Here is a 23,995-nt window from a genome sequence, read left to right as displayed (position 1 = left end):
GCGGCAAATCAGAACATTTGGATGACATGCCATGGAACTCGGTCTCTACACTTTCGCCGACGTCAGCCCGGAGCCCGGCCCCGGCGCGATCGGCCCGCATCAGCGACTACGCAATCTGATCGAGGAGGTCGAGCTGGCCGACCAGGTCGGCCTCGACGTCTTTGGTCTGGGCGAACATCACCGCCCCGACTATGCCGCGTCCGCGCCGGTGGTGGCGCTGGCCGCTGCCGCCGAACGCACCAAGCGCATCAAGCTGACCAGCGCGGTCACCGTGCTGTCCTCCGATGATCCGGTGCGTGTCTTCCAGCAGTTCGCAACGCTCGACCTTTTGTCGGGCGGCCGGGCCGAGATCATGGCCGGGCGCGGCTCGTTCATCGAATCCTTCCCGCTGTTCGGCTACAATCTCGAGGACTATGACGAGCTGTTCGCCGAAAAGCTCGACCTGCTGCTGGCCATACGCGACAGCGTCAAGGTCACCTGGTCCGGCAATCTGCGCGCGCCCATCAACGACCGCGGCGTCTATCCGCGGCCGCTGCAGGACAAATTGCCGATCTGGATCGCAATAGGTGGAACGCCGCAGTCTGCGGCCCGCGCGGGGGTGCTCGGCCTGCCGCTGGCGCTGGCCGTCATCGGCGGCGAGCCGGCGCGGTTTGCACCGCTGTTCGACATTTATCGCGATGCCGCCAGGCGGGCCGGTACCGACCCCTCGGGCCTTGCCACCAGCATCAATGTGCACGGCTTCATCGCCGGGACCACTGAACAGGCGGCCGACGATTTCTACGGCCCGCAGGCCGAAGTGATGAACCGCATCGGCCGCGAGCGCGGCTGGGGCCCGACCTCGCGGGCGCATTTCGATCAGTCGCGTGGTCCGAACGGCGCGCTGTTTGTCGGTAATCCGGAGCAGGTGGCGGAAAAGATCGTCGCCCAGCACAAGATCTTCAACAATGACCGCTTCCTGCTGCAGATGGCGATCGGCGCCATGCCGCACGCCAAGATCATGAAGGCGATCGAACTGTACGGCACCAAGGTGGCGCCGATCGTGCGCAAGGAGACCGCCAAGCCCGGCGTCGCCGTCGCAGCGCCAGCCGCCTGAGCGACGGGCGGCCCGGATTGAGGGCCTTGCCGGCTAACGGAACCTTGGGCTTGCAGAGGCGTTTCCGTCAGGGGAATGCACCAATTGCGGTGCGCCGCTGAGGGAAAATCATGAAAGCCGAACCCGCCGCTTTGGGTGCTGGCCTTGCCGAGACCGAAGAGGCGAGAGTTGTGGCGCGTGCCGACACGCATCTGATGCGTTCGCTGCTCATCGGGATCTTCCTGTTCATGGCCATCTACGCGCTGTATTTCGCGCGTGCTTTCTTCATGCCGGTCATCCTCGCCTTCCTGCTGACGCTGACGCTGACACCAATCGTCCGCTTCCTGCGCAAGCGCGGCATTCCGGAAGTGGTTTCGGCGACAATGTTGGTCGTGCTGTCGATCTGCGTCTTCGGCGTTGCCGGCTATCTGCTCAGCGGCCCGGTCATCGACCTTCTCAACAACACCTCGTCGATCGGCCAACAACTTACCGAACGGCTGGCGCAATTACGGCGTCCGCTCGAGAGGATCATGCAGATCTCGCATCAGATCGAACAGATGACGGAGACCTCGCAGGAGCCGGGCATCCAGAAGGTGGCGATGGCGCAGTCCGGCGTCCTGTCGGCCGCCGCCAGCAACGTCCTGTCGGCGGGGACAAGCCTGACCATCATCTTCGTGCTGTCGCTGTTCCTGCTGGCGTCAGGCACGATGTTCTATGAGAAGATCATCCAGTCCTTCGCCAGCCTCAGCGAGAAGAAGCGGGCCTTGCGCGTCGTCTATGACGTCGAGCGCGAAATCTCGCATTATCTGCTCACCGTCACCGTCATCAATGCCGGTCTCGGCGCGGTTATCGGCCTTGGCCTGTGGGCGCTCGGCATGCCCAACCCGCTCGTCTGGGGAACGATGGCGGCGCTGCTCAACTTCCTGCCCTATGTCGGCGCGCTGATCACCATCGTGCTGGTCAGCGTCATTGCGATGATCAGCTTCGACTCGATCACCTACGCGCTTTTGGCGCCGGGCTTCGTGCTTTTGTGCGACATCGTCGAAGGCCAGTTCGTTACGCCGATGGTTGTCGGCCGACGCCTCGAGATCAACGCCGTGGCGATCTTCATCGCCATCGCCTTCTGGTCTTGGCTTTGGGGCTTTGTCGGCGCGCTGATGGCGGTGCCGCTGCTGGTCGTCGTCAAAGTGTTCTGCGATCATTTCGATGGCCTCAGCCATGTCGGCAATTTTCTCGCCGCACAGCAGACGGCCGTGGTGGAGGAGGAAGCGGCCGAAGAGAACGGAAAGGCCGCGCCATAAGCTTGCCGCGCCTGTCCGTCATCCCGCATTTGTTGTCTTCAGGCGGAGTGCCTATATCGAGCCGGTCAAGCCGGACCCTGCGATGAACGATGCCTCCTTCGACCTCGATTCCTATTTCGACCGCATCGGCTATCGCGGTCCGATCGATGCGTCGCTCGACACGCTGAGCGCGCTGCATCGCCAGCATCCGCAGGCGATCCCGTTCGAGAATCTGGACCCGTTGCTTGGTGCCAGCTCGACATCGTCATTCCCGACCGCGCCTTCGAAACCAGGGTCAGGCAGTTGAACATCGTAAAGGCTTGAGGCCCATGACCGCACTTTCCGTTCTCGACCTTTCGCCGATCGTCGAAGGCAGCGACGCCTCGCAATCGCTGGCAAATTCGCTCGACCTGGCCCGCCATGCCGAGCGGCTCGGCTACAGGCGCTACTGGCTGGCCGAGCACCACAACATGCCGGGCATCGCCAGCGCGGCGACCGCCGTGGTCATCGCCCATGTCGCAGGCGGCACCAAGACCATCCGCGTTGGCGCCGGTGGCATCATGCTGCCCAACCATGCGCCGCTGGTGATTGCCGAGCAGTTCGGCACGCTGGCGGCACTGCACCCCGGCCGCATCGACCTCGGCCTCGGCCGCGCGCCCGGCACCGATATGGGAACAGCGCGCGCGCTGCGCCGCAATCTCGAGGCGTCAGACAATTTCCCCCAGGATGTCGTCGAGCTGATGGGCTATTTCCAGCCGGCCGCGGAAGGCCAGCGTATCCACGCCGTGCCCGGCGAAGGCCAGAAGGTGCCGGTCTGGATCCTCGGTTCCAGCCTCTATGGCGCGCAGCTCGCCGCCATGCTCGGCCTGCCCTATGCGTTTGCCTCGCATTTCGCGCCGGCCGAACTCGACCATGCGCTGGAGATCTACCGTTCGCGCTTCCAGCCTTCGGAACAGCTGGACAAGCCCTATGTCATGCTCGGCCTCAACGTTTTCGCCGCACCGACCGATGGAGAGGCCAAACTGCTGTTCACCTCGTTGCAGCAGGCCTTCGTCAATCTGCGCACGGGGCGGGCCGGCCGCCTGCCGCCGCCGGTCGAGGGCTATGACCAGACGCTCGAGCCGATGGCAAAAACCATGATTTCGCAGGCGCTGTCCTGCGCCGTCGTCGGCTCCCCCGAAACCGTCCGGCAAGGCATAGACGCGTTCGTGCGCCGCACCGGCGCAGACGAGCTGATGGTGACCGCGCAGATCTTCGACCATGCGGCACGCGTGCGCTCGTTCGAAATCCTGGCCGAGGCGCATAAATCGCTGTCGCAGGCCGCGTGACGCTTTTGCCTGTGTCTGCTGTGGGCAGGCGCCTTCCTCAGCCAGGAGCCGCCTCTCTCACGCATAGGTGACGTTTTCTTGTGGTTTCGAAGCCCTGACTGGGCGCTTCGCCGGGGGATCGCGCAGATCCTGGGGTTTTGAGCGCGGTTTGAGCACATCCGGGCCGCCGGGCGGCTGTTCAAAGGCGCCAAGCGCGGCGCGGTGGATGCCATGCGCAGAATGCTTGCGCCCGATGCCGCCTGTTCTTATATACGCGCCAAGCCGCCCAGTGCCGGAATGCCGGTTGCCGGAGCGGAATTTCTTGTGAACAGGGGCTTTCGTCGGAACGCCTTACGGGTCCTGAGAGCCTGCTTAGCGGAGAGACTAGAAAAATGGCAAAAGTAATCGGTATCGATCTCGGCACCACCAACTCCTGCATCGCCATCATGGATGGCAAGGAGCCCAAGGTCATTGAAAATGCGGAAGGCGCGCGCACGACGCCTTCCATCGTCGCCATCTCGGGCGACGGCGAACGTCTCGTCGGCCAGCCGGCCAAGCGCCAGGCGGTCACCAATCCTGAAAACACCATCTTCGCGGTCAAGCGCCTGATCGGCCGCCGCTATGACGACCCGGTGACGGAGAAGGACAAGAAGCTTGTCCCCTACAAGATCGTCAAGGGCGACAATGGCGATGCCTGGGTCGAGGCCGGCGGCAAGAAGCAGTCGCCCAGCCAGATCTCGGCCATGATCCTGCAGAAGATGAAGGAAACGGCGGAGGCCTATCTCGGCGAGAAGGTCGAGAAGGCGGTCATCACCGTTCCGGCCTATTTCAATGACGCCCAGCGCCAGGCCACCAAGGACGCCGGCAAGATCGCCGGCCTTGAGGTGCTGCGCATCATCAACGAGCCGACGGCTGCAGCACTTGCCTACGGCCTCGACAAGAAGGATGGCAAGACCATTGCCGTCTATGACCTTGGCGGCGGCACGTTCGACATTTCGGTGCTCGAAATCGGCGACGGCGTGTTCGAAGTGAAGTCGACCAATGGCGACACCTTCCTCGGCGGCGAGGATTTCGACATGCGTCTCGTCGAATACCTGGCGGCCGAGTTCAAGAAGGAACAGGGCATCGACCTGAAGAACGACAAGCTTGCGCTGCAGCGCCTCAAGGAGGCGGCTGAAAAGGCCAAAATCGAGCTGTCGTCGACGACGCAGACCGAAATCAACCTGCCCTTCATCACCGCCGACGCGACCGGCCCCAAGCACCTGACACTGAAGCTGACCCGTGCCAAGTTCGAGCAGCTGGTCGACGATCTCGTCCAGCGCACCATCGAGCCCTGCAAGGCAGCGCTCAAGGATGCCGGGCTGAAGGCTGGCGAGATCGACGAAGTGGTCCTGGTCGGCGGCATGACCCGCATGCCCAAGATCCAGGAGATCGTGAAGCAGTTCTTCGGCAAGGAGCCGCACAAGGGCGTCAACCCGGATGAGGTCGTCGCACTCGGCGCCGCAATCCAGGCCGGCGTGCTGCAGGGCGACGTGAAGGACGTGCTGCTGCTCGACGTGACGCCGCTGTCGCTCGGCATCGAGACGCTGGGTGGCGTGTTTACCCGCCTGATCGAACGCAACACGACCATCCCGACCAAGAAGAGCCAGGTGTTCTCGACCGCTGAAGACAGTCAGTCGGCCGTGACCATCCGCGTCTTCCAGGGCGAGCGTGAAATGGCTGCCGACAACAAGGCGCTCGGCCAGTTCGACCTGGTCGGCATTCCGCCGGCGCCGCGCGGCGTGCCGCAGATCGAGGTCACTTTCGACATCGACGCCAACGGCATCGTCAACGTTTCGGCCAAGGACAAGGGCACCGGCAAGGAGCACCAGATCCGCATCCAGGCCTCTGGTGGCCTTTCGGACGCCGACATCGAGAAGATGGTCAAGGACGCCGAAGCCAATGCCGAGACCGACAAGCAGCGGCGCGCCTTGGTCGAGGCCCGCAACCAGGCCGAGGCGCTGGTGCACTCCTCCGAGAAGTCGCTGAAAGAATATGGCGACAAGGTTTCGGAAACCGAGCGCACGGCGATATCGGAGGCTATCACGGCGCTGAAGGCTGCTGCCGAAGGCGACGATGCCGCCGACATCGAGGCCAAGTCGCAGACGCTTGCCGAAGCATCCATGAAGCTCGGCCAGGCCATGTACGAAGCTTCGCAGAAGGAAGCGGCGGAAGCCGACGCCAAGGCGGACGCGGCCAAGGATAGCGATGTGGTCGACGCCGATTTCGAGGAAATCGACGAAAACGACGAGAAGAAGAAGTCGGCCTGACCGGTTGACGGCAAATAAAGCGGAAAGCCCGGCGCAAAGCCGGGCTTTTTTGCAACCCTCGCTGAAAAAGTGCGGGCCTTGCCGAAAAAGTCACTGAAAAACACAGGCACAAGCGCGCCGGCCCTAGCATCCGGGCAGCACCGCTCCTAAATCGAGACAACGTGCCGGCAAACGACGCAACATGCATCAAGACGTTGAGCATCCGGACTGCGGGAAAAGATGAAAGCTGATTTCTACGAGACGCTGGGCGTGCAAAAGGGCGCCGACGAGAAGGAGCTCAAGAGCGCTTTCCGCAAGCTGGCCATGCAGTTCCATCCCGACCGCAATCCCGGCGATCACTCATGCGAGCATAAGTTCAAGGAAATCAACGAAGCCTACGAAACGCTGAAGGACCCGCAGAAGCGCGCGGCCTATGACCGTTTCGGTCACGCCGCCTTCGAGCAGGGCGGCATGAATGGCGGCGCGCAAGGTTTTGGCGCCGGCGGCTTCGCCGACATTTTCGAAGATATTTTCGGCGACATGATGGGCGGGCGCCAGCGCCGCTCGTCGGGCGGCCGCGAACGCGGCGCCGATTTGCGCTACAATATGGAAATCACGCTGGAAGAAGCGTTTGCCGGCAAGACCGCGCAAATCCGCGTGCCGGCCTCGATCTCATGCACGGAATGCTCCGGGACCGGCGCCAAGCCCGGCACCCAGCCGGTGACCTGCTCGATGTGCCATGGCCACGGCAAGGTACGAGCGACGCAAGGCTTCTTCTCGATCGAGCGTACCTGCCCGCAATGCCAAGGCCGCGGCCAGACGATCAAGGACCCGTGCCCGAAATGCGCCGGCCAGGGCCGCGTCACCGAGGAACGCTCGCTGTCGGTCAATATCCCGGCCGGCATCGAGGACGGCACCCGCATCCGGCTTGCCAATGAGGGCGAGGCGGGCCTGCGCGGCGGCCCATCGGGCGACCTCTATATTTTCCTGGCGGTGAAGCCGCATGAATTCTTCCAGCGCGACGGCGCCGATCTCTACTGCAAGGTGCCGATATCGATGACGACGGCCGCCCTTGGCGGCTCGTTCGAGGTGACGACGCTGGACGGCAGTCAGACCAAGGTGAAAGTGACCGAAGGCACGCAGAACGGCCGCCAGTTCCGCCTCAAGGGCAAGGGCATGCCGGTGCTGCGCCAGCCCAATGTCGGCGACCTCTATATCCAGACCGCGGTCGAAACGCCGCAAAACCTGTCGCGCCGCCAGCGCGAGTTGCTGGAAGAGTTCGAGCAGCTGTCGTCGAAGGACAATTCGCCCCAGTCGAGCGGCTTTTTCGCCCGCATGAAGGACTTTTTCGAATCCTTCGGCGAGCACTGAACCCAAGCCAAGGCCGCCACGCTTCCCAAACGTCATCAACATCTTATGCCAGATCGCGCCTTGCCTTGGACCTGTTAGCTGCTAAGTAGCGTTCGGGGAGTGTTGAGGAGAACTTGCATGGCACGTGGTCCGGGATTGCGGAAGGCGCTGGCGGAAAAGTTCGACGACGAACTCAAATTCTTCAAAGGCTGGATCGACAAGCCGAAGTCGGTCGGTTCGATCGTGCCGACAAGCTCCGTCACCGCCCGCAAGATGGCTTCCATCGTCAATCCGAAGTCCGGCCTGCCGGTGCTTGAAGTCGGCCCCGGCACAGGCGTCATCACGCGTGCAATCCTCGCCCAGGGCGTTAAGCCCGAAAACCTCTACGCGGTCGAATATTCCACCGATTTCGTGCGCCATCTGCGCCAGCTCTATCCCGGCGTCAACGTCATCGAGGGCGATGCCTTCAATCTCAACGCCACGCTTGGCGAGAAGAGCGGTATGGTTTTCGATTCCGTCGTCTCCGGCGTGCCGCTGCTCAATTTCCCGGTCGCACAGCGGATCGCCTATATTGAAAGCCTGCTAGACCGCATCCCGGTTGGACGGCCGATCGTGCAGCTGACCTATGGGCCGTTGTCGCCGATCCCGCCCGGCCGCGGCAATTACACGGTCAAGCATTTCGACTTCATCTTCCGCAACATCCCGCCGACGCAGCTGTGGATCTACCGGCGCGAAGCGCATTAGCTGGTATTGGGGGCGGGAGAAGTCTCTGGCGCCTTGTAGAGGATCGACGTCTCCCGAAGGAAGCTCGATTGAGGGTCGATCCACATCCTTGACTGTTATCCGCCTCGCAAACTCGTGGCGACCTCTCTGATCGCCGCGCACATGGCCCGCACGGCCGTTGCTTCGGCGCTGCTGGAGAACAGAAGCAGCAGAGGCCGACGCGCACGCGGCTCCAGAGGACGCCTCGCGACGGTTCGCTGCCAATCGGCCGGAAACGCCAGGCCTGGCGCAATCGACAAACCGCGCCCGGCCCCAACCAGAGCAAGCAGCGCCGCCATATCGCTCGCCGACAGGATGACAACTGGCGCAACGCCAAAATCCTGGAACAATTCGGCAAGCATTGGTCCGCAGCCGCCGCTCGACATGATGAATGGCTGGCCGTCGAGAGCGCGGATCGGAAATGACCCGCCTTGGACTGAGTTCTTTTGCGATGACGCTACAAAGAGTTCGTCGTCGACAAGTTCCTCGGCTTGGCAATTGCCGGCGATGTAGGACAGTCCAATATCGGCGGCACCGCGATCGACCCACTCCGCCACCTCGGTATCCGTGCCCAAGAGCAGTTCGACAGCAAGCTCCGGGTGCCGGACGGAAGTAATGTTCAACGCATATGGAGCAATCTTTACCGAGGCGCTGCTGACCAGCGCGAGCCGTACTCTGCCTTTGATGGAGTGTTCCCGTAGGCCGACAAGACGGCCTAAAGCATGCAAAGCGGCGCGCGCCGCGTCCAAAGCCGCCTCGCCGGTTGCGGTGAAAGCGACACCGCGCCGATCACGTATGACGAGGGGCGCGCCAACGATCTCCTCCAGCGCCTTCATTGCATGGCTTATGGCCGATTGAGAAAGACAGAGCCGCTCGGCGGTTTTGGTGAAGCTGCGCGTCTCGCTGAGCGATGTCAGGACGCGCACCATCGTGATGTTGATATTAGCTTTGTTCATGGCTGCCGAAATATCTTTCATTTCGCTCATATTAAAGAGCGCTGTAGGTTTTGTGAAGGTGAGGGAAACGACCCTCGAAATCGCGGCGAGCGGCTTCCTGGCCTCTCTGGCATGCAGGCGTGCGGTACGACGAGCCTGAAATTGGAGCTTCGCATGAGCTACCTTCCGCAATTCCTGACACTTGCTTCAGTGTTCCTGCTCGGCGCCATGAGCCCAGGACCCGATTTTGTAGCCGTGACTTCCCATGCGCTGATCAGCCGTCGCGCGGGGTTCCATGTGGCGCTTGGCATTGCCGCAGCGGTCATGGTGTGGGCGGCTCTCGCGATGTGTGGCCTGGGCCTCGTACTGACGCAGATTGCATGGGCTCACCTTGCCGTCCGGATCGCCGGTGCCGTGTATCTCGGTTACCTGGGCAGCAAGATCCTTTTGTCGGCTTGGCAGGCGCAGCCACCGCTGGCCGTCAGTGGCGCAGAGACTACGGCTCCTTGGCGAAGCGGCTTCGTTGTCGGAATTACAAATCCGAAGACGGCCGCCTTCTTCGCGAGCCTGTTCATATCGGTATTGCCGATGCAGGCTCCGATCTGGGTCCAGGCAGTGTCGCTGGCCATAATCGGGCTGGTCGCGATGGCGTGGTTTGGGCTTGTCGCGCTAATGTTCTCCACAAGAACGGTTCGGGCGGTATATGGCAGCGTCCGCAGGCCGATAGATGCCTTGCTCGGAGTTGCACTCATCGCGCTGAGTGCAAGAATTGCGGTCACCCACTAGCAATAGCCCAGCTGCTCGGCACACCTTCGCGCGCCTGCCCCCCGATCGTTTCCGTTTTTTGAGCCAGTGCGTTGATTTGCGCAGCCTCTGGCTGTACCTGTCCGGGAACAAGAGTGGCCAATGGCTGTGATCGCGAAAATCCTCGTCTTCGCCGGCTCGGTGCGCAGCGGCGCCTTCAGCGGCAGGACCGCCGATGTGGCGCAGAAGGAGCTGGCCATGCAAGGCGCCGAGGTGACGCGCATTTCGCTGGCCGACTATCCGCTGCCGATCATCGACGAGGACCTCGAAAAGGAAAAAGGCGTTCCCGACAACGCCGTGAAGCTCGGCCGGCTGATCGCCGCCCATGACGGGCTGCTGATCGCGACGCCGGAATATAATGGCTCGATCCCGCCACTGCTCAAGAACACGATCGACTGGGTAAGCCGGGTGCGCCTCGATGGCGGCTGGCCGGTGAGGCCGCTTGTCGGCAAGGTCGCCGGCCTGTGCTCGTCTTCCAACGGACATTTCGCCGGGATCCGCTGCATCAACCATCTGCGCGCCGTGCTGGTGCGCTGCCAGTTGGAGATGGTGACGCCGGAATGCTCGGTATCCGATGGCGGCAGTGCCTTCGACGGCGACGGCAATTTCAGGGATGAGAGACTGACCAAATCGATGGAGCACCTATGCCGCACGCTGATCGAAACCTCGCGCATGCTGTCGACCCGGACCGGGGCATGATTTCCACAGCCATGCAGGCCCATACCATGAGAGAAAGGCTGATCGTCGGCCTCGACGTGCCGACGGTGAAAGAGGCCGAACAGGCGGTGCAGGAGCTCGACGGCGTCGTCTCCTTCTACAAGATCGGCTATCAGCTGGCCTTCGCCGGCGGGCTCGACTTCGCCAGGGAGTTGGCCAGCGGCGGCACGAAAATCTTCCTCGACATGAAGCTGCTCGACATCGACCACACGGTGGCGAAGGGTGTCGAGAACATCGTGCGCATGGGCATGACCATGCTGACCATCCACGCCTATCCCAAGGCGATGCGAGCCGCGGTGGAGGCCGCCAGGGGCAGCGACCTCTGCCTGCTGGCGGTCAGCGTGCTGACCTCGATGGACGAGCAGGACGTGATCGACGCCGGCTATGAATACGACCCTCACACGCTGGTGCTGAGACGCGCCGAACAGGCGCTGCATGCCGGCATGGGCGGCGTCGTCTGCTCGGCCGAGGAGGCGGAAGCGGTGCGCCGCATCGTCGGACCCGACCTGGCGGTGGTGACACCGGGGATACGGCCCAAGGGCAGCGACCATGGCGACCAGAAACGCGTGGTGACGCCCGGCCAGGCGATCCGCAACGGCTCCAGCCATCTTGTTGTGGGCCGGCCAATCGTGGCGGCAAGCGACAGGCGCGCGGCGGCGGAAGTCATACTGGAAGAGATGCGCGCCGCGTAACGAGGAGAAGAAAATGCCCAAGGGATACTGGATAGCCCGCGTCGATGTGCGCGACGCCGAAGGCTACAAGGACTATGTCGCTGCCGCCAAGCTCGCTTTCGACCGTTTCGACGTGAAGTTCCTTGCCCGTGGCGGTGAGCATGAAAAGGCCGAGGGGCCTGGCCGCGCCCGCAATGTCATTATCGAGTTCGAATCGCTCAGCGCGGCGCACGATTGCTACCACTCGCCGGAGTACCAGCGCGCCGTCGCCATCCGTCAGAAAGTAGCCGATGGCGAGATCGTGCTGGTCGAGGGTATCTGACGCGCGAAGCTGCTCTGCTCAGTGCGGCGCTTCCTCCTGCGCCAGCACCTCCAGTTGATGGCGGTGCCCCGACAGCTCATAGCCGACAACGGTGACGGCCGGCGCTAGCGTGAGTAAGATGAGGCAGACCGCCATGTCGACGCCGGCAAGGGCGGCGATGATGGCAAGTGCGACGACCGCAGCCGTTCCCGCCAGCAGCCAGACATGGAGGGGATCGAAGCGCTGGACGAGATAATAAAAATACAGCGCGTACATCGCCCCCAGGAACACGCCTAGCGGAATGGCGACCGAGAGCAGGGTCGCTACCGGGCCGATATGGGCCTTGTGCTCGATGAAATAGGCCGCGACATGCAGCCCGGCGCCGGTGGCGACGATGGCCGCCACGATCAGCATCTGGCCATAGCCCCAGACAAAAGAGCGATTGCGGTGCTGGTGCAGCACCGTCCCCGAGGGCAGCATGTAGTAGACCCACCACATGCCGAAGGTGAGACCCATTCCGGCAATGCCGATCAAGGCGGCATCGAGGTTCCAGCCCTGCTCCTCGACCGCGGCCGACAGCGTCGCCAGCGTGCCGACCACCCCTTCGCCCAGCGCGATGATGGCGAACAGGCTGTAGCGCTCGGCGACGTGATGCGCGTGCCAGGGCGTGCCGCCATCCCGGCGTTCGGCGATGACCGGTCCGGCAAGCTCGATGAGAAGCAGGACCGCGCCGAAAGCCAGGCTCGTCGCCAGCGAGAAATCGACGAGGATCTGCACCACCCAGCCGATCTGGGCGATCGCGATGGCGATGGCATAGGTGAGACAGGCACGCCGCCGCCCAAGGTCCTGCCGCGCCGCGCGCAGCCATTGGAAGATCATGGCGACGCGCATGATGACGTAGCCCAGCACCATGACCGAATTGTTGAGGTGTTCGCCATGCTCGATCGAGGCGAACATGCGCGGCAGGCCGATGGCCAGCACCAGCACGCCGATCATCTGCACCATGGTGACGAGGCGGAAGATCCAATCGTCGGTGTCATAGGCGGAGGAAAACCAGGAGAAATTGATCCACGCCCAGCAGATCGCGAAGCTGGCAAAGCCGAAGCCGATCAGCGCCGCCGCGTAGTGGCCCTCGGCCAAGGCATGCGCCAGTTGCGACGAGGCAAGGCTGAAGGCGGTGACGAAGGTCAGATCGAACAGCAGCTCGAGCGGCGTGGCGACGCGATGCGCCTCATGCGGATCGCGCCCGGCCATGCGCCTTATGTGATGATGGAGGGAGCTTGCTGGTGTGCTCATCGCGCGGCCTTGCCTGAGGACTGTCCCGCGACACTAAAGGTGGAGCAAAAGCCGTCAAGGCGCGGTAGGTCGTGCCGGTCCCCGCGGCCTTTCAGATCGCCTGTCGGTTCAGTCGGTTCGCCGCCGTCTCGGCAACCGCATCGGCCAGCGTCATGCTCCATTGCAGCCGGCAATAGGCGCGGAAATCGAAGCAGGGCAGGCCGGGACAGACTTCGAACTCGATGAGGTGGGCATGATCGGTGGCCTCGACCCTGAAATCGATGGAAAACACGTCGCGCAGGCCAAGTCCGCTGACCAGCCGCTCGGCGATGCGGCGGATGGTTGCCGCGGCTGCCGGCTGGGTGTCGGCAACCGCCTCCAGCACCGGCTCGCTGTATAGTCCAGCCGCCTTGGCGGCCTCGCCGGTGTCGCCGTAGAGCGCCATCGAGTCCGCCATGGTCTGGAAATCGCCGCCGGAGTCGACGAACGCAATGCCGAGCGCTTCCGCCCCGGCATCCGTTTGCAGCCCAAGGAAGCTGGCGCGGACATTGCGACCGCCGACATAGGGCTGGACGACGACATCGTCGCGATAAGCGGCATAGACCCGCCGGCTAAGCTCCAGCGCATGGGCCAGGTCGTTGCAGCGTGAATCCGGCCAGATGCCTACCTTGGAGCCGAGCCGGTTCGGCTTGACGAACCAGCCGGCTTCCGAAGCTGGCGGGGCGGCCAGCCAGCGGCCGTCGCGGGCCAGGCCTGCCTGCGGCGCCGGCAGGCCGAGCGCGCAAAGCACGGCGCCGGAGCGGAACTTGTCCTGGCAAAGCGCGAACAGCGCATCGTCGGCTCCGATGGTTCTAAGCCCATTCAGCCTGGCAAGTGCGGGCGCTGCAGCACCGCGGAAATAGGCAATGCCGTCGGTCAGCGTCCAGACAAGCGTGGTTGCGGGATCGGCCTTCGCCAGCGCGCTTGACGCATCGTCGAGTGCAACCGGCATGAAGGCGAGGCCGCGCCGCCCGCAAGCGGCGGTGATTTCATCGAATTCGGGCGCGAGATCGGTCGATTGCGCCAGATAGGACGAGATTTCCAGGGCGCGCTCGGCGGGAAAGCCGTCGGCGACCAGCCGGTCGAGACAGGCCTTTTCCGGCTCATGGACGAGGATCAGGGTCGGGCGCGGCATGGATCAGGACCTTCGGTGGTGTTGTCCCACCATGGCATGGCCCCTGCTTCAGACTTGCGCGAAACCGACCGAGCCGGACGCCTGCGCGACAGCGCTCAGGCGATGACCACGCGCGGCTCGAAGCGGCCGTTGACGGGGATGTCGAGCAGGAAGGTCATGCCGGCCTGTGGGTCGAGCTTGCGCTGCTTGTCGTCCTTGCCTTTCCAGGCCGAGGTCACCGCCAGCCGACCGGCCTTGGCCCCGACAAAGGCCGGGCACGAGGACTGCCCCGCCGGCACGGCAATTTCGCGCAACAATGTGCCATCTGGCGAATAGGCCTTGACCGCCTTGCCGCCCCAGACGGCGTTCCACAGCACGCCGTCGCGATCAACGACCGAGCCGTCGACAAAGCCCCTGGACGAGCGATGGTCGACGAACACTTTGGACTCGCCGATCGGCAGACCCGTTGCCGGATCGCAGGCGACGCGCATCAACAGGCCGGTCGAGGTGTCGGTGTAATAGGCAATCGAGCCGTCTTCGGAAAAACAGATCGAATTCGATACTGTGATGCCGGTGTAAAGCGTGCGCAATTCGCCCTTGAAGAACCAGTAGATGGCGCCGGCGCCCTTCTCCTCACCCTTGCCCATCGTGCCGACCCAGAAGGCGCCGCACGGATGGACGCGCGAATCGTTGGAGCGGGTCAGCGCATTGTCGGCCTCGATGGGCGTATGCAGCGTCAGCTTGCCGGTCGAGACGTCGCGGACATGCAGGCCAGTCTCGGTGGCGATGAGCTGGCGATTGTCATCGACAATGGCGATGGCGCTGGCCATCTGGCCGAGTTCATGGACTTTCCGCGCGCCGGACGTGACACCCTGCTCCAGCAGCAGGCCGTTGACAATGTCGAACCAGAACAGCGTATCGGTGGCGGGATCGTAGCTCGGCCCCTCGCCGAGCTCGCAGACATGGTCCGAGAAAACCGAAACGTTTTCCATCATGCCGCTCCGCCGAAGGCCGCATCCCAGGCCGTCACCGCCGCCCGGGCGCGCGAGGCCACCTCGTCGACGCTCATGCCGGGTTTGAACAGGCTGGAGCCAAGACCGAAAGCGGTCACCCCAGCGGCTTTGTAGCCGGCAAAGTCTTTCTCGGAAACGCCGCCGACGGCGCCGACCACGGTATCGGCCGGCAGCACGGCCCGCATCGCCGAAATGCCGCTGGGCCCGAGCACGCTTGCCGGGAAGAATTTGAGCGCCGAAGCCCCAAGCCTAATCGCCTGAAAAGCTTCGGTGGGGGTGAACACGCCTGGCATCGTCACCATGCCATGGTGCATGGCGCGGGCCATGACGTCGGCATCGATGTTGGGGCTGACCAGCAGCCGCCCGCCGGCCTTGGCCAAGGTGTCGACATCGGCTGAAGTCAGCACCGTGCCGGCGCCGACCAGCGTTGTCTTGGGCAAAGCGGTGACAATGCTGGCGATCGATGAAAACGGCTCCGGCGAATTGAGCGGCACCTCGATGGCTTCGATGCCGGCGTCAAACAGCGCCTGGCCGATGGCAACCGCCTCGCTGGGTTTGAGGCCGCGCAGAATGGCGACAAGACCACGCTTGAGCTTCGGGAAGGGGGCGGTCTGGGTCACGCTGTCACTCCACTCTGGTGAGTCATTTGGCGATCATGCCATTTTCCCGCGCTGCCTCGATAAGGCCGGCACGCACCGCCTCGTCGGCGTCGACCGTCCTGACGGCAAGCCCTGCAAGGTCTAGCGCCTGGCGGTAGAGGGCTGCTAGCGAGCCGGACGCAACCAGCACGATTGCGGTGGTGCTTTCGCCATAGCGGCGGCCCGCCGAGGCGATCTCGCCGCCGATCAGCAGGCCGGACAGGCAAGCGGCGGCATCGTCGGCCTTGAGGTTCTGCAGCAGGCCGGCGGCGCGGATCGAGAACAGCCGCGAGGTGACATCGCCGCCCTCCGCCAAAGCCTTGCGGCACCATTCCTGGAAGAACGGATTGTCCGGAGTGACCGGCTTCGGGCTCTCGCCCAGCGAATGGCGCAGGATAGAGTGAGTGGCCAGCACCGAAAACAGCTCGCCGGTCGGCCAGGTGCAGAAGCCGTCGACCGCGCCGTCTTCGACCAGAACCCATTTCGAATGGGTGCCGGGCATGCAGACGAGATGGCGACCTTTTGCCGGCAAACCGGCGCCGGCAAGCTGGGTTTCCTCGCCGCGCATTACGTCCGGCGCATCTTCCAGGCGCTGCGCCAGGCCAGGCACGATGCGGATGTCGCGGCTCTGGCCGGGAATGCGGGCGGCCCCCGCGAGGATGGCACTGAGCGGCGCCGGCACGATGACGTAAGGCGCTTCCAGCCAACCCTGGCGCGAGCCGGCCATGCCGCAGATGATGACTGGCAGTGTGTCAGGTGCGCTGAGCGCCGCCAGATGGCCCTCGAGGATGGTCGAAAAGCCTTTTTGCTGCGCGGTGATCAACCCATCATCGCCGCGACGCTCGGCAAGCACCCCGCCCGCCTCGTCGACCAGCCAGACCCGCATGCGGGTCGTGCCCCAGTCGACGGCGGCGACTGCCGGCGTGCCTGTTGCCGGATTTTGATTCACCGGGCTCACAGGAAACCCCCGTCCACGATCAACATCTGCGCCGTCAGCATACGCGAGGCGTCGGAGGCCAGGAACAGCACCGTGCCGACGATGTCGTCGGGCTGCATGACCTGCTTGATGCATTGCTTGGCGACATGGGCGGCGAGCCCCTGCTCGGTGACCCAGAGTTCCCGCTGCCGCTCGGTGATCACCCAGCCCGGCGCAATCGCATTGACGCGGATGCCGTCGACCCCAAGCTTGCCCGCGAGACCTTTGGTGAGGCCGAGTATGCCGGCCTTGGCGGCGGTGTAGGCCGGCATATCGGGGTGGTTGATGAGATAGGAGGTTGAGGTGAAGTTGATGATCGAACCGCCGCCGGCCCGCTTCATGCCCGGCGCGACCGCCTGTGCGGTGAAGAAATGCGGGCGCAGATTGACGGCGAGATTATTGTCCCAGAACTCGACGGTAACGTCGGCGACGTCGTGGCGTTCGTCCCAGGCGGCATTGTTGACCAGCACGGTGACGTCGCCATGCGCCTCAGCCGCTTTGGCGGCCGAAGCGCGCAACGCCTCGACGTCACGCAAATCGGTCTTGAGGTAGAGCGGTCGCCGGCCAAGTTCTTTTTCGACGCGGTCGGCAAGCAGCGTGCTTGGGCCATCGGCGATGTCGATGAAGGCGACATGGGCGCCCTGGCGAACGAAGCCCTCGGTCAGTGCCGCACCAATTCCGGAACCGCCGCCGGTGATCAGCACCGAGGCTCCCCTGAGGTCGGCAAAATCGGCCGATGGCATCATATTTTTCTCTCCCGATCCGGTCGGCGCGCATCCTATCCAGCCAAGTCCGGGGAGCAAGGGCGAAAACGGCGATTTGTTTGGCTTATGTCAGACAAAAGGACGCAAGATGGCGGCCACAGTCGATCTTGGCTCGCACCGCTGACTTGCTCGACGCAGGCAAGACCGCCGGTCAGACTGCCTTGGCGTAGAGGGCGCCGCGATAGGAATCGCGGAGGTAGCCGAGCGTGGCGTCGGCGTCGACCGGTTTGCCGAAGAGATAGCCCTGGCCGCCGGCGCAGCCGAACTGGACGAGGCGGTCGGCCTGCGCCTCCTCCTCGATGCCTTCGGCGACGACATCCATGCCGAGCCCTTCGCACATGGCCAGAATGGCGCGGATGATGTGTTCCGACGGGCGGTCGTCGAGGATCGAGGAGACGAAGGCGCGGTCGATCTTGAGCTTGTCGAAATGGAATTCGCGCAAGCGGCCGAGCGAGGACTGGCCGGTGCCGAAATCGTCGAGCGAGACTCGGATGCCGACGCGACGCAGGTCCTCGACGATCTTCTCGGCCGAGGCCGGATCGTTCATCAGGCCGGTTTCGGTGATCTCGATCTCCAGCCGTCGCGGATCGAAGCCGGTGCGGTCGAGGATCGACAATATGTGCAGGCCGGTGTTCTGGTCGACGAGTTGCGAGGGCGACAGGTTGAAGGACAGGAACAGGTCCTTCGGCCAGCTGCGCGCCGCTTCGGTCGCCTTGCGCAGCACCAGCTGCGACAGCGGGCCGATGATGCCGCGCTCTTCGGCGATCGGGATGAACACGGTCGGCGGCACCACGCCGAGGTCGCGATCGGTCCAGCGCGCCAGCGTCTCGAAGCCGATGGTGCGGCGGGTGGTCAAATCGACGATGGGCTGGAAATGCGGTTCGACCTCACCGGCCGAGACGGCACGGCGCAGCGCCTGTTCGATGCGGGTGACGCGCTTGGCCGCCTCTTCCATTTCGCGGGTGTAGACGACGACCCGGCCACGGCCCGAACGCTTGGCGTGGTAGAGCGCCGTTTCGGCCTTGTTGACGAGGATTTCCGTGGTTTCGTCGCCGGAATAAAAGAGCGAGCAGCCGACCGAGGCCGAAAGCCTGGCGGTGCGTTCGCCGACATCGTAGGGCGCCGACAGGATTTCGATCATCATGCGCGACTTCTCGGCCGCCGCTTCCTCCGAGAACACCATCGGATACAGGAAGGCGAATTCGTCGGCGCCGATGCGGCAAACGGTGGAGTGGCTGTCCATCGAAGCGCGCAGCCGCATTGCCACCTGGATCAATATGTCGTCGCCGGCCTTGTGGCCGAACAGATCGTTGATCGGCTTGAAGCCGTCGAGGTCGAGAATGCCGACCGTGAACGGCGCGGGATCGTCTGCACGGTCGCTGATCAGGCGATCGACCTTGTCGAAGAAGCGGCGATGGTTGCCAAGCCCGGTCAGCGCATCGGTGAACGCCAGATCCGAGTTTTCCCTGCTTGCCTGCCCGGTGCCAAACGTCGTTTGCATCGGTATCCCTGTTTGTGACGCCCGAAATTTAGGCTGAGACTGGCAGCAAAGCGTTTAGGAAGCGTATCGCGAAATCGATTTTTCGCTGGCGAATGATGCTTTAGCGGACGCGGTAGAGTTCGACCGGGGTTCCGCGCGTTTCGGCCACCGGTTCGAGCCAATCGGGGACGCTTCCCTGCATCAGCCTGGCCAGGAAGCCTTGCGGCGCCTTGGCGGCAAGCATCTTGCTTTCGGCGCTGCCGCGGCAGAGCGCCATCAGGCCGACGTGGTGAGCCGCCGCGATCATCCTCGCCTGGTCCGCCGATCCGAGGAAGGCATCGAGCGCAAGCAGGTCGCCGGCGATGTTGCGATGATAGGGGCCGGCAAAGACGCGGTGCCCGGAATAGGCAAGGATGGGCGAGCCGAGATTGGAAATGGCAAGCACCGTGGTGTCCGGCAGCCGGGCCAACGCCGCGAAGGAGGCCTTGCGCTCGCAGGACGGATCGCTGTCGGTGTCCTGTGCCTCGACCGAGACCTTGCTGGCCTCGAATACGCTCGACGTCGCGGCGGCAGCGCCGGCCCAGACGGCATTCGCCGACACCAGCCAGACCGCCGCCATGCGCAGCGATACGCTGCGCGCAGGGCTGATCCTCGCCCGTTCGCGCCAGCTTGCGATCCAGGCCGACAGCGGGATGACGGCAAAGGCGATCGAGAATGTCGAGCCGCGGACCTGCCAGGCGCTGACGATGAAGGCGCCGACCAGCAAGGCGCCGACGAGGCTGTCCTGGCGGCGCCATGGTCCGCGCAGGCGAAGCGCCATCAGCGCGATCGCCACCAGCGGCGTGACATAGCGCGCCGCCAGCGACGCCGGCTCATTGACGGCAATACTGAACAGCGACTGCGCCTCGTCGATGTGATCGAGCCACAATTCCTTGAGGCGCGGATCGAGGTTTGCGTAGGGAGCCGCAAGGCATTGCGGAAACAGCGCCACGATGACGGCGCCCAGCCCAAGCGCGAGCAGGCTAAGCGAGATCAGGCGGCGGCTGGCCGTGCCATTGGACACCGTGAGCGACGTCACGGCGGCAAGCCCCAGTCCGGCGATTGCCGCCACCACGAACTGCACAGCCGAGAAGGCATCGCACTGCGGCTGGCCCATGGCCGATGGCGGGATGGTGGTGACGAAGACGAGGGCTGAAACCCCGGCAAAGCCGAGACCGAAATCCCTGGCGATCCGGCGTTCGCCGCCGGGATCGACGACGAACAGCAAAGCGATGCAGGCGCCGATGGTGGCGACATAGGGCGCGGTTTCCATGCCGACGGCCAGCGTCAGGGCCGCACACAGCCCGGAAATCAGCGCCGCCCAGCGACGCGCCGGCGCCTCGAGCAGCAGGCTGAGGCTGGCCATGGTCAGCGTCAGCTGGACATTGTGATGATCGAGCGCACCCGGCAAGAAAATGCCGATGAAATGCAGCGCCGCCGCGCCGATGACGATAGCGGGCAGCACGGCGCCGACGCCGGCGAAGCTGCGTGCCGCACGGGCTGTAAAAAACACCGCCAGGCAAAACAGCAGCGACGGCCACAGCACCTGTGCGACCACTTCGGCCATGGCCATGCTGCCGGTCAGCGCCGAGGCGGCGAGGATGATGGCGGCGAGCGGTGCGTCGACCAGCCGCGACCAGTGCATGACGAAACCGCCTTCCGGCCCCATCCTGTACTGATGCAGGTCGAACCAGCCCTGGCCGGCCAGCATGTCGCGAACCTCGACCAGCCGCAGCAGGCTGTCATTGTCGCCGCCGGCATTGCTCAATTCGCGAAAGCCCGTGGCGGCATTGACGGCCAGCACCACCAGCATGGCAAGCAACGCCAGCGTCATATCGGACTTCCAGGAGGAAGCACCCGCCTTGGCTGCGTTCATCATCATGACCTTCGTCGGAAAGACTGCGGCCTTAAACCTAGCCTTAACAGCTTCAATAAATAGTAAAGTCGCCTGAGCGAGGCCGCATATGAGCGCGGCCGGAGGCTCCGCCGGGTGTCGGGAGACGGAAATGCCGCACGAAGTCCGCCATGAGCCGGCCATTGCCGTGCTCCTGCCTTGCTACAATGAGGAACTGACCATCGCCGAGGTGGTGCGGCGCTTTCGCGAGACGCTGCCATCGGCCGAGATCTATGTCTATGACAACAATTCCAGGGATTTGACCGCGCTCAAGGCGCGCGCAGCGGGCGCCATCGTCGTCCGCGAGCCGCGCCAGGGCAAGGGCAATGTCGTGCGGCGCATGTTCGCCGACATCGATGCGGACATCTATCTGATGGCCGATGGCGACGGCACCTATGCGCCGGAAGATGCCTCGCTGCTGATCAACATCCTGCAGACCGAGCGCTGCGACATGGTGGTTGGCACCAGGCGCGGCGTCACCGACGATGCCGGCCGTTCCGGCCATGCCTTCGGCAACCGCATCTTCAACAGCCTCTACAAGCGGCTGTTCGGCGCCGACTTCACCGACATCTTCTCCGGCTACCGCGTCTTCTCGAGGCGTTTCGTCAAGAGCTTTCCCGCGGTTTCCGGCGGCTTCGAGATCGAGACCGAAATGTCGGTGCATGCCTCGCAGCTCAAACTGCCGGTGAGCGAGATCGCGCTCGATTATGGCCGCCGGCCTGAGGGATCGTCGTCGAAGCTGTCGACCTATCGCGACGGCGCCAGGATCCTGTGGATGTTCGCCATGCTGATGAAGGAAACGCAGCCGCTGCGCTTCTTCGGCGCCTTCGCGATTTTCTTCCTGGCGTCGAGCCTTGCCCTGATGACGCCGGTGCTGATCGAATTCGCCCAGACCGGCCTCGTGCCGCGCATGCCGACCTGGGTGCTGTCGGTCGGCCTGCTGCTGCTCTCGATGCTTGCGATGGTGACCGGACTGATCCTCGATTCGGTATCGCGCGGACGCGCCGAGCAGAAACGCATTTTCTATCTCTCGGTTCCGTCGGGCCGGGTCGAACGGCGCGAACGCACGAGCGAAACAGCGAAGGCCGAACCGGGCAAGACGCCCCGGGCCGCCTGAGGCCGTGAGCCGGCTCGCCCGCTTCGTCCTGGCCGGCGGCGTTGGTTTCGTCGCCGATGCCGCGGTGCTCTGGCTGCTCTTGGCGGTGACGCCGCTCGGTCCCTTCGTCGCCCGTGTCCTGTCGATCGGCTTTGCGCTGTGCGTCACCTGGCAGATCAACCGGCACCTGACCTTTTCGCCGTCGAGCCGCGGCGTGGCGCAGGAGGGCGCGCGCTATGGCGGCGTCGGCATCGCCACCAGCATTGTCAACTATCTCGTCTACTGCGCCATCCTGTTCGCGCTGCCGGCAATGCCGCCGCTGGCGGCACTTGCCGTCGCCTCGCTGGTCGCCATGGCGCTGTCCTTCCTCGGTTACTCCCGGCTGGTCTTCGACCGGTAAAGGTCTGGGCCAAGCAAGCGCGATTGGCAGAAGCCGCCAAGTTCCGTATATCGGCGACTTGCCTTGCCGCAATTCCGGACGGAAAACCGCTACGCACTTTTCCTGGACTTGCTCGACCCGCTGGAGACCAAAAGATGACCCTGAAGATCGCCGTCCAGATGGACCATGTCTCCACCGTCTCGATCGCCGGCGACACGTCTTTTGCGCTGTCGCTGGAGGCGCAGCGGCGCGGCCACCAATTGTTCCACTACACGCCCGACCGGCTGTCGATGCTGGGCGGCAAGGTGTTTGCCCGCATCGAAGAGATGAAGCTCCGCGACGAGAAGGGCAATCATTATACGCTGGGCGACAAGGTGCGCACCGACCTGTCGGAGATGGATGTGATCCTGCTGCGCCAGGATCCGCCCTTCGACATGAATTACATCACCACCACGCACATTCTGGAGCGCATTCACCCGAAGACACTGGTCGTCAACGACCCGGCCTGGGTGCGCAACAGCCCGGAAAAGATCTTCGTCACCGAATTCCCCGATCTGATGCCCGAAACGCTGATCACCAAGGATCCCCAGGAGGTCGCGGCCTTCCGCAAGGAATTCGGCGACATCATCGTCAAGCCGCTCTATGGCAATGGCGGCGCCGGCATCTTCCATCTCAAGGGAGACGATCGCAACCTCGCCTCACTGCTCGAAATGTTCGCCCAGCTGTCACGCGAGCCGTATATCGTCCAGCGCTATCTGAAGGATGTGCGCAAGGGCGACAAGCGCATCATCCTGATCGACGGCGAGGCGGTCGGCGCCATCAACCGCGTGCCGGCCGACCACGATTCCCGCTCCAACATGCATGTCGGCGGCCGCGCCGAAAAGACCGAGCTGACGGAGCGCGAACGCGAAATCTGCGCCCGCATCGGCCCGTCGCTGAAAGAGCGCGGCTTCATCCTGGTCGGCATCGACGTGATCGGCGACTACATGACCGAGATCAACGTGACCTCGCCAACCGGCGTGCGCGAAGTGCAACGCTTTGGTGGCGCGGATATCGCCAGCCTGTTCTGGGACGCGGTAGAGGCGAAGCGGCGGAATTTGGCCGCGTAGTGTGCGTTGCTACGGAGGACTTTGGTGGGTCCAGAGAAGCATCGAAAGATGCTCTTTATCGGGTAAGACTGCCGAGCAAGCGGCTCATCAAATCAAACTATGTCCCGGAAGCGCCGAGGCCTCAGTTTCGGAGGAAGGAGACCGATAAGTCTGGTCTGCAATTTTCGCTGTGGTGTTGCCCAGTCTTTCAGCAGAAAACCCGCATCGGAGTTCTTTTCCAGCAATGCAAAAGCCGCAGACAGTCCGATCAGGTCGACCAAGGTCCTGCGCATTGAGTGGCGGGAGATTAAATGCGCCAGTCCCGGCGCCACTTCGCACCAACGATTGGCCAGTGCCCGCCGTATCGCTATTTCAGTATCAGGCGACATCCTGCCGAGGCCAACTCCGGTACCCAGGATGCGCCCGTCCGCCCAGCCATTGCCGCCGTGAAGCCGATAACTGCCAAGAGCCCGCCCAATCCTCACGGTTCCGCCGATCATATGGGCGGCACGAGCCATATAACCATCGGCACATATCTTTATTTCGTCCGGATCGGATGGACGCATGATTTCAAGCGGAGCTCGACGAAACATCATCCCCGATGTGGTTGACCAAAACCAACCCACGGTACCCCGATCAATAAATAATAATGTCGGGTCAGCTTCGGTGTCGACATGCAGGTAGCCGCTCATTTTCGGCATCGATCGCGGGTC

The 23,995-nt window shown here is 63.7% G+C and carries 24 protein-coding genes; 14 read left to right on the top strand and 10 right to left on the bottom strand.

Annotated elements, in window-relative coordinates:
• The first annotated feature begins 31 nt into the window (after positions 1-31).
• The 7 genes from NKK52_RS25690 (at position 32) to pmtA (ending at position 8,041) form a co-directional block, all read left to right on the top strand.
• Positions 32-1,093 (top strand): LLM class flavin-dependent oxidoreductase, encoded by a 1,062-nt coding sequence (locus tag NKK52_RS25690; protein ID WP_023681325.1) that lies wholly within the window; start codon positions 32-34, stop codon positions 1,091-1,093.
• 110 nt (positions 1,094-1,203) lie between these two features.
• A complete protein-coding gene (locus tag NKK52_RS25685) occupies positions 1,204-2,373 on the top strand; it encodes an AI-2E family transporter (protein ID WP_023681324.1) in 1,170 nt (389 codons plus the stop codon).
• Positions 2,374-2,455: 82 nt separating this feature from the next.
• Positions 2,456-2,659 (top strand): arylamine N-acetyltransferase, encoded by a 204-nt coding sequence (locus NKK52_RS25680; protein WP_023681323.1) that lies wholly within the window; start codon positions 2,456-2,458, stop codon positions 2,657-2,659.
• Positions 2,660-2,681: 22 nt separating this feature from the next.
• The gene (locus NKK52_RS25675) at positions 2,682-3,680 is read left to right on the top strand and encodes an LLM class flavin-dependent oxidoreductase (RefSeq protein ID WP_023673201.1); all 999 of its coding nucleotides are present in this window, start codon (positions 2,682-2,684) and stop codon (positions 3,678-3,680) included.
• A gap of 371 nt (positions 3,681-4,051) precedes the next feature.
• Entirely contained in the window at positions 4,052-5,968 is a 1,917-nt protein-coding gene (gene dnaK / locus NKK52_RS25670; protein ID WP_023673200.1) for a molecular chaperone DnaK, read from the top strand.
• A 219-nt stretch (positions 5,969-6,187) separates the two neighbouring features.
• Positions 6,188-7,318 carry a molecular chaperone DnaJ gene (gene dnaJ / locus NKK52_RS25665; protein WP_023681322.1) on the top strand — a complete coding sequence of 377 codons (1,131 nt, stop codon included), beginning with the start codon at positions 6,188-6,190 and terminating at the stop codon, positions 7,316-7,318.
• A 117-nt stretch (positions 7,319-7,435) separates the two neighbouring features.
• Positions 7,436-8,041: a phospholipid N-methyltransferase PmtA gene (gene pmtA / locus NKK52_RS25660; RefSeq protein ID WP_023681321.1), complete on the top strand. Its 606-nt coding sequence runs from the start codon at positions 7,436-7,438 to the stop codon at positions 8,039-8,041.
• Between the two features lie 95 nt (positions 8,042-8,136).
• Here the strand turns inward: pmtA and NKK52_RS25655 are convergent, their stop codons facing one another.
• Positions 8,137-9,045: a LysR family transcriptional regulator gene (locus tag NKK52_RS25655; protein WP_023681320.1), complete on the bottom strand. Its 909-nt coding sequence runs from the start codon at positions 9,043-9,045 to the stop codon at positions 8,137-8,139.
• A gap of 123 nt (positions 9,046-9,168) precedes the next feature.
• Between NKK52_RS25655 and NKK52_RS25650 the strand changes: the two genes are divergently transcribed.
• The 4 genes from NKK52_RS25650 (at position 9,169) to NKK52_RS25635 (ending at position 11,508) form a co-directional block, all read left to right on the top strand.
• Positions 9,169-9,780 (top strand): LysE family translocator, encoded by a 612-nt coding sequence (locus NKK52_RS25650; RefSeq protein WP_023681319.1) that lies wholly within the window; start codon positions 9,169-9,171, stop codon positions 9,778-9,780.
• Positions 9,781-9,900: 120 nt separating this feature from the next.
• Complete coding sequence (locus NKK52_RS25645; RefSeq protein WP_023673195.1) at positions 9,901-10,497, top strand: NADPH-dependent FMN reductase; 597 nt, start codon at positions 9,901-9,903, stop codon at positions 10,495-10,497.
• Entirely contained in the window at positions 10,494-11,207 is a 714-nt protein-coding gene (pyrF, locus tag NKK52_RS25640; protein WP_023681318.1) for an orotidine-5'-phosphate decarboxylase, read from the top strand. The genes NKK52_RS25645 and pyrF overlap by 4 nt, the downstream gene beginning before the upstream one ends.
• A 13-nt stretch (positions 11,208-11,220) precedes the next feature.
• Positions 11,221-11,508, top strand: a complete 288-nt coding sequence (locus NKK52_RS25635) for a DUF1330 domain-containing protein (protein WP_023681317.1) — start codon at positions 11,221-11,223, stop codon at positions 11,506-11,508.
• 18 nt (positions 11,509-11,526) lie between these two features.
• On the opposite strand, the gene NKK52_RS25630 is transcribed toward NKK52_RS25635, so the two are convergent.
• The 8 genes from NKK52_RS25630 to NKK52_RS25595 form a co-directional block, all read right to left on the bottom strand.
• Entirely contained in the window at positions 11,527-12,783 is a 1,257-nt protein-coding gene (locus tag NKK52_RS25630) for a low temperature requirement protein A (protein ID WP_031199378.1), read from the bottom strand.
• A gap of 91 nt (positions 12,784-12,874) precedes the next feature.
• Positions 12,875-13,936, bottom strand: coding sequence for a D-alanine--D-alanine ligase family protein (locus tag NKK52_RS25625; RefSeq protein WP_023681315.1), 1,062 nt, complete (start codon positions 13,934-13,936; stop codon positions 12,875-12,877).
• Positions 13,937-14,031: 95 nt separating this feature from the next.
• Positions 14,032-14,907 (bottom strand): SMP-30/gluconolactonase/LRE family protein, encoded by an 876-nt coding sequence (locus NKK52_RS25620; RefSeq protein ID WP_460222831.1) that lies wholly within the window; start codon positions 14,905-14,907, stop codon positions 14,032-14,034.
• Positions 14,907-15,548 carry a 2-dehydro-3-deoxy-6-phosphogalactonate aldolase gene (locus NKK52_RS25615; protein ID WP_023681313.1) on the bottom strand — a complete coding sequence of 214 codons (642 nt, stop codon included), beginning with the start codon at positions 15,546-15,548 and terminating at the stop codon, positions 14,907-14,909. The genes NKK52_RS25620 and NKK52_RS25615 overlap by 1 nt, the downstream gene beginning before the upstream one ends.
• 22 nt (positions 15,549-15,570) lie before the next feature.
• Complete coding sequence (locus NKK52_RS25610; RefSeq protein WP_023681312.1) at positions 15,571-16,515, bottom strand: 2-dehydro-3-deoxygalactonokinase; 945 nt, start codon at positions 16,513-16,515, stop codon at positions 15,571-15,573.
• 5 nt (positions 16,516-16,520) lie between these two features.
• Complete coding sequence (locus tag NKK52_RS25605) at positions 16,521-17,288, bottom strand: SDR family NAD(P)-dependent oxidoreductase (protein ID WP_023673186.1); 768 nt, start codon at positions 17,286-17,288, stop codon at positions 16,521-16,523.
• A 169-nt stretch (positions 17,289-17,457) separates the two neighbouring features.
• The gene (locus NKK52_RS25600) at positions 17,458-18,807 is read right to left on the bottom strand and encodes a putative bifunctional diguanylate cyclase/phosphodiesterase (protein ID WP_023681311.1); all 1,350 of its coding nucleotides are present in this window, start codon (positions 18,805-18,807) and stop codon (positions 17,458-17,460) included.
• 100 nt (positions 18,808-18,907) lie between these two features.
• Positions 18,908-20,707 carry a hypothetical protein gene (locus NKK52_RS25595; RefSeq protein ID WP_023681310.1) on the bottom strand — a complete coding sequence of 600 codons (1,800 nt, stop codon included), beginning with the start codon at positions 20,705-20,707 and terminating at the stop codon, positions 18,908-18,910.
• Between the two features lie 124 nt (positions 20,708-20,831).
• On the opposite strand from NKK52_RS25595, the gene NKK52_RS25590 reads away from it, so the two are divergent.
• The 3 genes from NKK52_RS25590 (at position 20,832) to gshB (ending at position 23,303) form a co-directional block, all read left to right on the top strand.
• Positions 20,832-21,836 carry a glycosyltransferase gene (locus NKK52_RS25590; protein WP_023681309.1) on the top strand — a complete coding sequence of 335 codons (1,005 nt, stop codon included), beginning with the start codon at positions 20,832-20,834 and terminating at the stop codon, positions 21,834-21,836.
• Between the two features lie 4 nt (positions 21,837-21,840).
• On the top strand, positions 21,841-22,215 hold the full coding sequence (locus NKK52_RS25585) for a GtrA family protein (protein WP_023681308.1): 375 nt from the start codon (positions 21,841-21,843) through the stop codon (positions 22,213-22,215).
• A gap of 134 nt (positions 22,216-22,349) precedes the next feature.
• The gene (gene gshB, locus NKK52_RS25580) at positions 22,350-23,303 is read left to right on the top strand and encodes a glutathione synthase (RefSeq protein WP_023681307.1); all 954 of its coding nucleotides are present in this window, start codon (positions 22,350-22,352) and stop codon (positions 23,301-23,303) included.
• A 92-nt stretch (positions 23,304-23,395) separates the two neighbouring features.
• Here the strand turns inward: gshB and NKK52_RS25575 are convergent, their stop codons facing one another.
• Positions 23,396-23,974 (bottom strand): glycosyltransferase family protein, encoded by a 579-nt coding sequence (locus NKK52_RS25575; RefSeq protein ID WP_156937159.1) that lies wholly within the window; start codon positions 23,972-23,974, stop codon positions 23,396-23,398.
• Between the last annotated feature and the right edge of the window lie 21 nt (positions 23,975-23,995).

The organism is Mesorhizobium sp. C277A (assembly GCF_040324395.1).
GTDB lineage: Bacteria > Pseudomonadota > Alphaproteobacteria > Rhizobiales > Rhizobiaceae > Mesorhizobium.
The sequence above is the reverse complement of the archived record's forward strand: the minus strand, read 5'-3'. Positions and strand labels throughout refer to the sequence as shown.